Source organism: Pseudomonas sp. Cab53 (assembly GCF_018325965.1).
GTDB lineage: Bacteria > Pseudomonadota > Gammaproteobacteria > Pseudomonadales > Pseudomonadaceae > Aquipseudomonas > Aquipseudomonas chlororaphis_E.
This window is the reverse complement of sequence record NZ_AP021902.1, coordinates 1772274-1784921: the sequence shown is the minus strand read 5'-3', so window position 1 is coordinate 1784921 and position 12648 is coordinate 1772274. Positions and strand designations below refer to the sequence as shown.

Sequence of the window (12648 nt, the reverse complement as noted above, 5' to 3'; positions counted from 1 at the left end):
CGCCCTTAAAGAACTGCCTTGGGGTAGGAACCCAGCACCTTGAGTGCCACTGCTTCCTGACTGATTTTCTCAAGCACACCTTTGACCAGAGGATCGCGGTGGTGGCCGACAAAATCGATGAAGAACACGTAGGTCCATTTACCGCTGCGCGACGGACGCGTCTCGATACGGGTCAGGTCGATGCCATTGTCATGGAACGGCACCAACAGCTCATGGAGCGCACCGGGCTTGTTGCTCATGGAAACGATGATCGATGTCTTGTCGTCGCCGGTCGGCGGCACTTCCTGGCTGCCGATCATCAGGAACCGCGTGGAGTTATCCGGGCGATCCTCGATTTTCTCGGCCAGGCGAGTCAACCCGTAGAGGCCGGCCGCCATATCGCCGGCAATCGCCGCCGAATTCCATTCGCCCTTGACCCGCTTGGCCGCCTCGGCGTTGCTGGAGACCGCCACGCGCTCGACGTTCGGGTAATGAGCATCCAGCCATTTGCGGCACTGGGCCAGCGACTGGGCGTGGGAATAGATCCGGCTGATACTGTCGGTCTTGGTGTTTTCACCGACCAGCAGGTGATGGTGGATGCGCAGCTCGACTTCGCCGCAGATCACCATGTCGTGCTCGAGGAAGCTGTCCAGCGTGTGGTTGACCGCGCCTTCGGTGGAGTTTTCCACCGGCACCACGCCAAAATTCACCGCGCCGGCCGCCACTTCGCGGAAGACTTCGTCAATGGCCGCCATGGGCTTGCTGATCACCGCGTGGCCGAAGTGTTTCAGGGCCGCGGCCTGGGTGAAGGTGCCTTCGGGGCCCAGGTAGGCGACTTTCAGCGGCTGCTCAAGCGCCAGGCACGAAGACATCACCTCGCGGAACAGCCGCGCCATCTCTTCATTGCTCAACGGGCCCTTGTTGCGTTTCATGACCCGCTTGAGCACCTGCGCTTCACGCTCAGGACGATAAAACACCGGCACTTCGCCTTCCGCCAACGACGCCATTTTCACCCGGGCGACTTCCTGGGCGCAGCGCGCGCGCTCGCTGATCAGCTCCAGGACCTTTTCGTCCAGGGCGTCGATGCGCAGGCGCAGCGCCTTGAGTTCCTGTTCAGACATCAGCCATGTTCCTTCTCGAACTCTGCCATGTAGGCCACCAACGCATTGACGGCGTTGATGTCCACGGCGTTGTAGATGGACGCGCGCATGCCACCCACCGAGCGATGGCCCTTGAGGTTCAACAGGCCACGCTCGTCGGCACCCGCCAGGAACGGCTTGTCGAGACGGTCGTCGGCCAGGCGGAACGGCACGTTCATCCAGGAACGATCGGTCTTGTTGATCGGGTTGCTGTACAGGCCGCTGGCATCGATGAACTCATACAGCGTGCGCTGCTTCACCTCGTTGAGCTTGCCGATCGCTTCGACACCGCCCTGCTCCTTGAGCCATTCGAACACCAGGCCGGACAGGTACCAGGCCAGGGTCGGCGGCGTGTTGTACATCGAGCCGTTGTCCGCCGCGACCTTGTAGTTGAGCATGGTCGGGCACAGGGAACGGGCACGGCCCAGCAGGTCTTCGCGAATGATGCTGACCAGGATGCCGCTCGGGCCGATGTTCTTCTGGGCACCGGCGTAGATCATGCCGAAACGGGACACGTCCACCGGGCGCGAGAGGATGTCCGAGGACATGTCGGCGACCAGCGGCACGTCGCCGGTTTCCGGGATCCAGTTGAATTCCAGGCCGCCGATGGTTTCGTTCGGCGCGTAATGCACGTAGGCCGCGTCCTTGGACAGGTTCCACTCGTTCTGGCCGGGAATGGCGAAATAATCATAGGGCTTGGCGGTGGCGGCGACGTTGACGTGGCCGTAGCGCGAAGCTTCTTCGATGGCCTTCTGCGACCAGATACCGGTGTCGATATAGTCGGCCTTGCCGTTTTCCGGCAGCAGGTTCAGCGGAATCTGGGCGAACTGCTGGCTGGCGCCGCCTTGCAGGAACAACACTTTATAGTTGGACGGGATGTTCAGCAGATCACGCAGGTCCTGCTCGGCCTTGGTGGCAATGGACACGAACTCATCGCTGCGATGGCTCATTTCCATGACGGACAGGCCCTTGCCATGCCAGTCGAGAAGTTCACCCTGGGCGCGCTTCAGGACCGCTTCAGGAAGCGCCGCCGGGCCGGCACAGAAGTTATAGGCTCTCTTGCTCACATCCAATCTCGCTCTGATCTGGTGGTCACATAAATCTTGTGTTCTGCCCCCCCTGTGGGAGCGGGCTTGCTCGCGAATGCGGTATGTCAGCCATTTAAATGTCGACTGACACACCGCATTCGCGAGCAAGCCCGCTCCCACAAGGAGAATGCGCAGTGTCGCAAATTTTCAAAAGGGACAAACAACAAGGGGCGAATCTTCATCCGCCCCCTGCGTGTCCGCTTAGTCCTGCGGTTCTTCTTCGTCTGCGGCGGCATCCAGCGACTGATCGCCAGCCGTATCGTCGACATCGGCACCGAGCGTGCCGTCGAACGCCACGTCATCCTCGCTTTCCAGCTCCTCGCCTTCGACTTCCGACGGCTCCTGGACCCGCTCCAGCCCTACTAGCGTTTCATCGCTGGCCAGCTTGATCAGCGTCACGCCCTGGGTGTTACGACCCAGGCTCGACACCTCGTCGACCCGCGTACGCACCAGGGTGCCCTGGTCGGAGATCAGCATGATCTCCTCGCCATCGAGCACCTGGACCGCGCCGACCAGACGACCGTTACGCTCGTTGCTGACCATGGCGATGACGCCCTGGCCGCCACGTTTGTACTCGGGGAATTCGCCGATGGCGGTGCGCTTGCCATAACCACGTTCGGAAGCCGTGAGGATCTGGCTGCCTTCTTCCGGGATCAGCATGGAAATCAGCTTCTGCCCTTCTGGCAGGCGCATGCCGCGCACACCGCGGGCGGTACGGCCCATGGCGCGGACATCGGACTCCTTGAAGCGCGTCACCTTGCCACCGTCGGAGAACAGCATGACCTCGCGCTCGCCGTCGGTAATGGCAGCGGAAATCAGCACGTCGCCCTCGTCCAGTTCCAGGGCGATCAAGCCGACGCTGCGCTGGCGACTGAAGGATTCCAGCGGGGTCTTCTTGACGGTGCCGTTGGCGGTCGCCATGAAGATGTAGTGGCCTTCGGTGTACTCCTCGACCGGCAACATGGTGGTGATGTACTCACCGTCGTCCAGCGGCAACAAGTTGACCAGCGGACGGCCACGGGCGGCACGGGAGGCCTCGGGGATTTCGTAGGTCTTGAGCCAGTACACCTTGCCCTTGCTGGAGAACAGCAGCAGCGTGGTATGGCTGTTGGCGACCAGCAGGTGGGCGATGTAGTCCTCGTCCTTGACGCCTGTCGCCGACTTGCCCTTGCCACCCCGGCGCTGGGCCTGGTAGGCAGCCAATGGCTGGGTCTTGGCGTAGCCGCCGTGGGAAATGGTCACCACGCGGTCTTCTTCCGGGATCATGTCACCCAGGGTCAGGTCCAGGCGCGCATCGAGGATCTCGGTGCGACGCACGTCGCCGTATTCGGCGCGGATCACTTCCAGCTCTTCGCGGATCACTTCCATCAGGCGCGTGGCGCTGTTGAGGATGCGGATCAGCTCGCCGATCTGGTTGAGGATCTCCTGGTACTCGGCCAGCAGCTTCTCGTGCTCCAGGCCGGTCAGGCGGTGCAGGCGCAGTTCCAGAATGGCCTGGGCCTGCTCCGGGGACAGGAAGTACTTGCCGTCACGCAGGCCGTATTGCGGATCGAGGTTTTCCGGGCGGCAGGAATCGGCGCCGGCGCGCTCGACCATGGTCATCACCGCGCTGGACTCCCAAGGGGTGCTGATCAGCGCTTCCTTGGCTTCCGACGGAGTTGGCGAAGCCTTGATCAGGGCGATCACCGGGTCGATGTTCGACAGGGCGACGGCCTGGCCTTCGAGGATGTGACCACGCTCACGGGCCTTGCGCAGTTCGAACACGGTACGGCGGGTGACCACTTCGCGGCGGTGACGCACGAAGGCTTCCAGCAGGTCCTTGAGGTTCAGGATCCGCGGACGACCGTCGATCAGCGCAACGATGTTGATGCCGAACACGCTTTGCAGCTGGGTCTGGGCGTAGAGGTTGTTGAGGATTACCTCGGGCACTTCGCCGCGACGCAACTCGATCACGACGCGCATGCCGTCCTTGTCGGACTCGTCACGCAGCTCGGTGATGCCTTCGAGTTTCTTTTCCTTGACCAGCTCGGCGATCTTCTCGATCAGGCGGGCCTTGTTCAGTTGGTACGGCAGCTCGGTGATGACGATCTGCTGGCGGCCGCCGACCTTGTCGATGTCCTCGACGGTCGAGCGGGCACGCATGTAAATGCGCCCACGACCGGTGCGGTAGGCTTCGATGATGCCGGCACGACCGTTGATGATCGCGGCGGTCGGGAAGTCGGGGCCGGGGATGTACTGCATCAGCTCATCGACACTCAGCTCGGGATTGTCGATGAGAGCCAGGCAACCGTCGATGACTTCACCGAGGTTGTGCGGCGGGATGTTGGTCGCCATGCCCACGGCGATACCGCTGGAGCCGTTGACCAGCAGGTTGGGGATACGGGTCGGCATGACCGCCGGGATCATCTCGGTGCCGTCGTAGTTCGGCACCCAGTCCACGGTTTCCTTGTGCAGGTCGGCCAGCAACTCGTGGGCCAGCTTGGTCATGCGCACTTCGGTGTATCGCATGGCCGCGGCGTTGTCGCCGTCCACCGAACCGAAGTTGCCCTGGCCGTCTACCAGCAGGTAGCGCAGGGAAAATGGCTGGGCCATCCGAACGATGGTGTCGTACACGGCGGTGTCACCGTGAGGGTGATACTTACCGATCACGTCACCGACGACACGGGCGGATTTCTTGTACGGCTTGTTGAAGTCGTTGCCCAGCTCGCTCATCGCGTACAGCACGCGCCGGTGCACGGGCTTCAAGCCATCGCGCGCATCCGGCAGCGCCCGCCCGACGATTACGCTCATTGCGTAGTCGAGGTAGGACTGTTTCAGCTCGTCTTCGATATTGACCGGTAGGATTTCTTTGGCCAGTTCGCCCATGAGAAGCCTGATTCCTTTTTCTGGTGAAACCTCGTCACATCCAGATGGGACGAACGAAGCTCGCCGCTGCCGAACAAATGCCGTGCAACGACTTACGACAAATCAACGAGTTATGCCATGGATCTGCGCAGTGAAGGCCGCCTCGCGAGGCAGCCTTGGAAACCGCCGGATGTTATCACAAGAGCCGCCACGCACCTATCCCCCAGATGCGCATGGTGCGTAGTTAGTTGACCGGTGACAGGCTGATATGGGATCAGAGGGGCTTAGAGGCGCTATGGATGGAGAACAAGAGCACAAATGCAAGGAATTTGTTGCCTGTAGAGGCCTCTTCGCGAGCAAGCCCGCTCCCACAGGGGATTTGTGTATGCCAGGGATGTCAGCCATAACACATTCCAGTGTGGGAGCGAGCTTGCTCGCGATGGCGACATTACTGACAACAACCGTCTCAATGCAGCCGCTTGCGGCACATCAACTGCGCCAGTTTCGCCGTATCGGGACGCTCGACGATGCCCTTTTCCGTGACGATGACGTCGATCAGGTCCGCCGGGGTGACATCGAACCGCGGGTCGAAGGCCTCGATGTCGGCGCCGATGCGCTGGCCCTCCATCTCCAGCAATGCGCGCCCATCGCCGTCCTCGAGCACAATGTCCTCGCCGCAGGCCAGGCTCATGTCGATGGCCGAGCTCGGCGCCACCACCATGAAGCGCACACCGTGATGCATCGCGCAGACGGCCAGTTGATACGTACCGATCCGGTTCGCCACGTCACCATTGGCGGCAATGCAGTCAGCCCCCACGATCAGCCAGGTCACGCCCTTGGTCTTCATGATATGGGCGGCGGCGGAATCGACGTTAATGGTCACCGGCAGGCCCTCCTCGGCCAGCTCCCAGGCGCTCAGGCGCGAGCCTGGCAGGCAAGGCCGGGTTTCATTGACATAGACACGCTCGACCATGCCTTCGATGAACGCGCCACGAATCACCCCCAGGGCGGTACCGAAGCCGCCGGTGGCCAGGGCCCCGGCGTTACAGTGGGTGAGGATGGCCTGGGCGTTGCCCTGGTGCTTGCGGATCAGGTCGACGCCGAGCTGGGCCATGGTCAGGTTGGCCTCGCGATCGCTCACATGGATCGCGATGGCTTCGGCCTCCAGCACCGCCAGCGGTTCGGCGTGCTCCTTCAGGCGGCCCAACCGATCACGCATCCGATCCAGCGCCCAGAACAAATTCGCCGCCGTCGGCCGGGCGGCAGCCAGCACGGCAAAGTCGGCTTCCAACGCGGCCTGCCAGTCACCGCCCTGCGTCATCCGGGCACGGGCGGCGAGCACGACGCCGTACGCTGCACAAATGCCAATGACGGGGGCGCCGCGCACCACTCGCGCACCAATGGCGTCGGCCACTTCGGCGGCGCTGGTGCAGGCGATCCAGTTTTGCTCGAATGGCAATGCCCGCAGATCTTGCAAGTACAGGACGCCATCGCGCCAATCGATGGCCTTCACCTTCTCCGCAGCCAACAGTCGATCGCGCATCCCTCACCCCGCACTCATGAACAAAAGCCGCCGATTATAGCGATCCCTCTGCGAAGACGCTCGGGTATACTTCGCCATCCTTTATACCCCATGGAACCGCTCCACGATGCCCAAGCCTGCCGTTGCGCTCGACTTATTATTGCTGCCGAGCTGGTTAGTGCCTGTCGAACCCGCCGGCGTAGTGCTCCAGAACCATGGCCTGGGCATTCGCGACGGTTGCATCGTATTTATCGGCCCGCGGACAGAAGCCCTCAAGTGTGACGCCGCAGAGGTTCGCGAACTGCCCGGCATGCTCCTGGCCCCCGGTCTGGTCAATGCCCACGGGCACGCGGCCATGACGCTGTTCCGTGGCCTGGCCGACGACCTGCCCTTGATGACCTGGCTCGAGCAGCACATCTGGCCGGCCGAGGCCAAGTGGGTCGACGAGGATTTCGTCCGCGATGGCACCGACCTGGCGATCGCCGAGCAGATCAAGGGCGGCATCACTTGCTTCAGCGACATGTACTTCTACCCCAAGGTGGCCAGCGAGCGCGTGCACAACAGCGGCATGCGCGCGCAACTGGCCATTCCGATCCTCGACTTCCCGATCCCCGGTGCGGCCAGCGCCGATGACGCCATTCGTCAGGGCATCGAGCTGTTTGGCGACCTCAAGCACCATCCTCGGATCAAAATCGCATTTGGCCCCCATGCGCCCTATACCGTGGGCGACGAGAACCTGGAGAAAATCCGCGTGATCGCCGAGGAGTTGGACGCGCCCATCCACATGCATGTCCACGAAACCGCCTTCGAAGTGCAGCAGGCTGTGGATAACACCGCCGAGCGACCGCTGGCGCGCCTGGGCCGGCTTGGCCTGCTGGGACCGCGCTTCCAGGCCGTGCACATGACTCAGATCAGCGATGAAGACCAGGCTTTGCTGGTAGAAAGCAATTGCAGCGTGATCCACTGCCCGGAATCGAACCTGAAACTGGCCAGCGGCTTCTGCCCGGTGGAGCGTTTATGGCAGGCGGGGGTCAATGTCGCCATTGGCACCGACGGCGCGGCCAGCAACAACGACCTGGACCTGCTGGGGGAAACCCGCACCGCTGCCCTGCTGGCCAAGGCTGTCGCCGGTTCCGCCACCGCCCTGGACGCCCACCGAGCGCTGCGCATGGCCACGCTCAATGGCGCGCGGGCGCTGGGCATCGAGTCCACCGTGGGCTCGCTGGAAGTCGGCAAGGCCGCCGACCTGGTGGCCTTCGACCTGTCGGGCCTGGCGCAGCAGCCGATCTACGATCCAGTGTCGCAGTTGATCTACGCCACGGGGCGCAACTGTGTGAAACACCTCTGGGTGGCCGGCAAGCCGTTATTGGAAGACGGCCGGCTGACGCGCCTCGACGAATCGCAATTGACCGCCACGGCCCAGGCCTGGGGGCGCCGCATCAGCGGACACGACGAATAACCACGCCCCTTGAGCCACCAGGCTCGGGGCACCTGACTTTCCCAGCTTTTCGAGGATCTGCACATGAGCAACGTCGACCACGCCGAAATCGCCAAGTTCGAAGCCCTGGCCCATCGCTGGTGGGACCGTGAAAGCGAGTTCAAGCCGCTGCACGACATCAACCCACTGCGGGTCAACTGGATCGATGAACGGGTCAACCTGGCTGGCAAGAAGGTGCTCGACGTCGGCTGCGGCGGCGGCATCCTCAGCGAGGCCATGGCCCAGCGTGGGGCGACGGTGATGGGCATCGACATGGGGGAGGCGCCGCTGGCGGTGGCCCAGTTGCACCAGCTGGAATCCGGCGTCAACGTGGAATATCGGCAGATCACCGCCGAAGCCCTGGCCGAGGAAATGCCCGGCCAGTTCGACGTGGTGACGTGCCTGGAAATGCTCGAGCACGTGCCGGATCCGTCCTCGGTCATCCGCGCCTGCTTCCGCATGGTCAAGCCGGGCGGCCAGGTGTTCTTCTCCACCATCAACCGCAACCCGAAGGCCTACCTGTTCGCCATCGTCGGCGCCGAATACATCATGAAGCTGTTGCCGCGTGGCACCCACGACTTCAAGAAATTCATCCGCCCGTCCGAGCTCGGCGCCTGGAGCCGCATGGCCGGCCTGACCGTCAAGGACATCATCGGCCTGACCTACAACCCGCTGACCAAGCACTACAAGCTGGCCGCCGACGTTGATGTCAACTACATGATCCAGACCCTGCGCGAGGAGTAAGGCGATGCGTCTCAAAGCGGTTCTTTTCGACATGGACGGCACGTTGCTCGATACCGCGCCGGACTTCATCGCCATCTGCCAGGCCATGCGCGCTGATCGCGGCCTGCCACCGATGAACCCGCAGCACATCCGCGACGAGATTTCCGGCGGCGCCCGGGCAATGGTCGCGGTGACCTTCTCCATGGACCCGGAATCGCCCGGGTTCGAGGACCTTCGCCAGGAATTCCTCGACCGCTACCTCAAGGGTTGCGCCGTGCACAGCCATCTCTTCGACGGCATGGCCCAGGTGCTGGCCGACATCGAGGCGGCCAACCTGATCTGGGGCGTGGTCACCAACAAGCCGGTGCGCTTCGCTGAACCGATCATGCAGCAACTGGGCCTGGCGCAGCGCTCGAAAGTGCTGATCTGCCCCGACCATGTGACGAACAGCAAGCCCGACCCGGAACCGCTGACCCTGGCCTGCAAGATGCTCGACCTGGACCCGGCCAGCGTGTTGTTCGTAGGCGACGACCTGCGGGACATCGAGTCCGGTCGCAGCGCCGGCACTCGAACCTGCGCCGTGACCTACGGCTACATCCACCCGGACGACAACCCCAAGCACTGGGGCGCTGACGTGGTGATCGATCACCCGCTGGCACTGCGCGAGGTGCTGGATAACGCGTTGTGCAGTTGCTGAGGCAAATCGAGTATCGCTCCTGTGGCGAGGGGATTTATCCCCGCTGAGGCGCGAAGCGCCTCCACAAACTGTCTGTCACCGCGATGAATCAAGTAAACGAAGGGGGTCGCTTCGCGACCCAGCGGGGATAAATCCCCTCGCCACAACAGCTCGTCACTACGCATCGTTATGTTTCGTGAGGTTTTTTTATGTTTGATTATTCCGCCCGCCCCGACCTGCTCCAGGGCCGGGTCATCCTGGTCACCGGCGCCGGTCGCGGTATCGGGGCTGCCGCTGCCAAGGTCTACGCGGCCCATGGCGCCACCGTGCTGCTGCTGGGCAAGACCGAAGCCAACCTGACCCAGGTCTATGACGAAATCGAGGCAGCCGGCCATCCGCAGCCGGCGGTGATCCCGTTCAACCTCGAAACCGCCCTGCCCCATCAATACGATGAACTGGCGGCCATGATCGAGACCGAGTTCGGTCACCTGGACGGCCTGCTGCACAACGCCTCGATCATCGGCCCGCGCACGCCGCTGGAGCAGTTGTCCGGGGAGAACTTCATGCGGGTGATGCACATCAACGTCAACGCCATGTTCATGCTCACCAGCACCTTGCTGCCGCTGCTCAAGCTGTCCAAGGATGCGTCCGTGGTGTTCACCTCCAGCAGCGTTGGCCGCAAGGGCCGGGCGTACTGGGGCGCCTATGGCGTGTCCAAGTTCGCCACCGAGGGACTGATGCAGACCCTGGCCGACGAAGTCGACAGCGTCGCCGCCGTGCGCGCCAACAGCATCAACCCGGGTGCGACCCGCACCAGCATGCGCGCCCAGGCCTACCCTGGGGAAAACCCGCTCGACAACCCGACGCCCGAGGCAATCATGCCGGTCTACCTCTACCTGATGGGGCCGGACAGCACAGGTGTGAACGGCCAGGCCTTCAACGCCCAGTAACACCGGGCTCGCGTCGCGACGACTTCCCGTCGCGACGCGCCTTTGCACGGCACGCAGCCAGGCGAAACGCCAAACCCTCGTCACCTCAGTGCCCCCGGCAACTTGAAACGCACACACAAGACCTTGATTTCCCATCGGTTTTTATTGAAATGAACCGAATGGCACGACTTTCGCTCTAAATATCCTCAAAACACGCCATGTTCGGCGGGTAACGGACGTTGAGACGAGACTTAGCCAGCCAGGGAAAGCCGACTAGACTCCTATCAGAGTCCTACGGGACTGATGGACCAGTACGACGCGCAGCCCAAAGCCGCCATACCCAGCCTGCCGGGACAGATTTAGCTTAGGGGCTAACGCCATATGAAAACGCCCATGCAGATGAACGCGATTGATTTTGACAGTGCCAAGTTGCAGCGCCTGGGCCTCGGCCAGCCGTCGCCGCTCGCGGCGCGCTCTGTCAGCCTGTCGCAATTGCGCCAGCAACTGGGCCAGCAATTGCAGACCAGCCTGGAGCCGCAGCGCATCCTGGGCTTGTTCTTCCGCGAGGTTCAGCGGCTCGTGCCTCTGGATGCATTGGCGTATCAACACAAGCCGAGCGATCTGCGCCTGGAGTTCGGCCAGCGTGGGCACCACACCGTCAGCTATAACCTCAGTCACGAAGGCGAACACTTGGGCGAACTGGTGTTTCGCCGCAACCAACGCTTCACCGACGCCGAACAGGCCGACCTGGAAGCGATGCTCTCCACGCTCTTGTATCCACTGCGCAATGCCTTGCTCTACCGCGCGGCGACCCAGAGCGCCCTGCGCGACCCCCTGACCGGCACCGGCAACCGCATCGCGATGGACCAGACGCTGATCCGGGAAATCGACATGGCCAAGCGCCATTCGCAGCCCCTGTCGTTGCTGATGCTGGACATCGACCACTTCAAGCATATCAACGACAACCATGGGCACAGCGTCGGCGATGACGTGCTCAAGGCCGTGGCCGAGTCGATCAAGAATCAACTGCGCAATGTGGACATGGTGTTTAGGTTCGGAGGCGAGGAGTTTCTGATCCTGCTGGCCAACACCAGCCGGGACGCCGCGGCCATGGTGGGTGAACGCCTGCGTCATGCCGCCCAGGTCCAGGATTACTTCGCCGGGGGCACCCGGATCGAACTCACCGTCAGCCTGGGCTGCGCCACCCTGCTGCCCGGCGAATCAGCCGAAAGCCTGTTGCGGCGAGCCGACAGCGCGCTGTATGTGGCCAAGCGCGAGGGGCGCAATCGGTTGGCGATGGCGGGTTGAAGCCAACCAAGTGAATAACATCATCACCTGAGGGAGCGAGCCTGCTCGCGATGAGGGCCTGACAGTCGACCTCCCCGTCGACTCTGCAGGCTCTATCGCGAGCTGACTCACTCCCCGAGGGGTTCAGCTATGTCCGGGAAACGGCTCAGCTGCCGGCCAGCGCGAGGCGCTCACGGTTGACTGGCGACTTGCCCACGGACTCCGAGTGTTCCAGTTGCATGCAACGCTCCAGGAACAGGTACATGTAGTCATAGCTCTTGCACACGGCCTGGCGCAGCTCCGTTTGCAGGGCCTTGCTCGGATTCATGCCCGCCAGCGTAACGATGATCTCCAGGGCTTCCCAAGGATGGGCATCGTCGTACTGGGCGTGCATCTTCAGCCACTTCATCGCCCGCTTGCGTTCCTCTTCGGCGAACGCCGCCGCGTAGACGCCGGTGGAGCACACCAAGGCCGACCACTCCCCAGTGGCGCCCTCGATGGCATAGTTGGTCGCGGCGATGGCCACGATCAGCGAGTCCGACGAACTGGTGTGCCAGCACCAGTGGCTCAGCGCATGAAGCTCCGGAGGCACTTGCTGGGCCTGCAGGTCTTCGAGGGTCACGCCATGGGCGGCGCTCCAGTTGACCCAGTAGTCGGCATGGTTGAGTTCGACACGGATATTACGCATCAGCCAACGACGGGCCATGTCCTCGCCGGGATGGCGGGCAAAGCGGGTCTTGGTGAGGTTCTGTGCCATGTATAAGGCGAACTGTTCAACGACCGGCCAACCACCAATGAGGTAGTGGCGCATGGTCTTGGCGCTGAGCTTGTTATCGCGCATGCGCTGATACAGCTCGTGTTCGACAACCCGGCGCTTGCTCTCGCTGCAATCGATAATGAGCTGCTGTGCCCATTTCGGATAGCTTTGGGCCTCCATGAGCGGGCCTGTTCGGTTGAATGTGTCGATCACTGTCTGGCTCCTTT

Annotated in this window: 10 protein-coding genes; 5 read left to right on the top strand and 5 right to left on the bottom strand. The window is 62.6% G+C overall.

Going from position 1 to position 12648, the window contains the following annotated elements:
- Positions 1 to 5: 5 nt before the first annotated feature.
- The 4 genes from pheA to mtnA all read right to left on the bottom strand — a co-directional run bounded on the left by pheA (position 6) and on the right by mtnA (position 6593).
- Positions 6 to 1100: a prephenate dehydratase gene (gene pheA, locus KI241_RS07790; RefSeq protein ID WP_212803531.1), complete on the bottom strand. Its 1095-nt coding sequence runs from the start codon at positions 1098 to 1100 to the stop codon at positions 6 to 8.
- Positions 1100 to 2185: a 3-phosphoserine/phosphohydroxythreonine transaminase gene (serC, locus tag KI241_RS07785; protein WP_042728090.1), complete on the bottom strand. Its 1086-nt coding sequence runs from the start codon at positions 2183 to 2185 to the stop codon at positions 1100 to 1102. The genes pheA and serC overlap by 1 nt, the downstream gene beginning before the upstream one ends.
- 222 nt (positions 2186 to 2407) lie before the next feature.
- The gene (gene gyrA, locus KI241_RS07780; protein ID WP_212803530.1) at positions 2408 to 5071 is read right to left on the bottom strand and encodes a DNA gyrase subunit A; all 2664 of its coding nucleotides are present in this window, start codon (positions 5069 to 5071) and stop codon (positions 2408 to 2410) included.
- A gap of 445 nt (positions 5072 to 5516) precedes the next feature.
- Positions 5517 to 6593, bottom strand: coding sequence for an S-methyl-5-thioribose-1-phosphate isomerase (mtnA, locus tag KI241_RS07775; RefSeq protein WP_212803529.1), 1077 nt, complete (start codon positions 6591 to 6593; stop codon positions 5517 to 5519).
- Between the two features lie 106 nt (positions 6594 to 6699).
- Between mtnA and KI241_RS07770 the strand changes: the two genes are divergently transcribed.
- The 5 genes from KI241_RS07770 (at position 6700) to KI241_RS07750 (ending at position 11685) form a co-directional block, all read left to right on the top strand.
- On the top strand, positions 6700 to 8031 hold the full coding sequence (locus KI241_RS07770) for a TRZ/ATZ family hydrolase (protein WP_047737587.1): 1332 nt from the start codon (positions 6700 to 6702) through the stop codon (positions 8029 to 8031).
- A 63-nt stretch (positions 8032 to 8094) separates the two neighbouring features.
- A complete protein-coding gene (gene ubiG, locus KI241_RS07765) occupies positions 8095 to 8793 on the top strand; it encodes a bifunctional 2-polyprenyl-6-hydroxyphenol methylase/3-demethylubiquinol 3-O-methyltransferase UbiG (protein WP_042728087.1) in 699 nt (232 codons plus the stop codon).
- Between the two features lie 4 nt (positions 8794 to 8797).
- A complete protein-coding gene (gene mupP, locus KI241_RS07760; protein ID WP_047737590.1) occupies positions 8798 to 9469 on the top strand; it encodes an N-acetylmuramic acid 6-phosphate phosphatase MupP in 672 nt (223 codons plus the stop codon).
- A gap of 188 nt (positions 9470 to 9657) precedes the next feature.
- Positions 9658 to 10398 carry a YciK family oxidoreductase gene (locus KI241_RS07755; protein WP_212803528.1) on the top strand — a complete coding sequence of 247 codons (741 nt, stop codon included), beginning with the start codon at positions 9658 to 9660 and terminating at the stop codon, positions 10396 to 10398.
- 360 nt (positions 10399 to 10758) lie between these two features.
- Positions 10759 to 11685: a GGDEF domain-containing protein gene (locus KI241_RS07750; protein WP_042731749.1), complete on the top strand. Its 927-nt coding sequence runs from the start codon at positions 10759 to 10761 to the stop codon at positions 11683 to 11685.
- 145 nt (positions 11686 to 11830) lie between these two features.
- Here KI241_RS07750 and KI241_RS07745 read toward each other — a convergent pair whose 3' ends face one another.
- The gene (locus KI241_RS07745; RefSeq protein ID WP_042731750.1) at positions 11831 to 12634 is read right to left on the bottom strand and encodes an iron-containing redox enzyme family protein; all 804 of its coding nucleotides are present in this window, start codon (positions 12632 to 12634) and stop codon (positions 11831 to 11833) included.
- Positions 12635 to 12648: the final 14 nt, after the last annotated feature.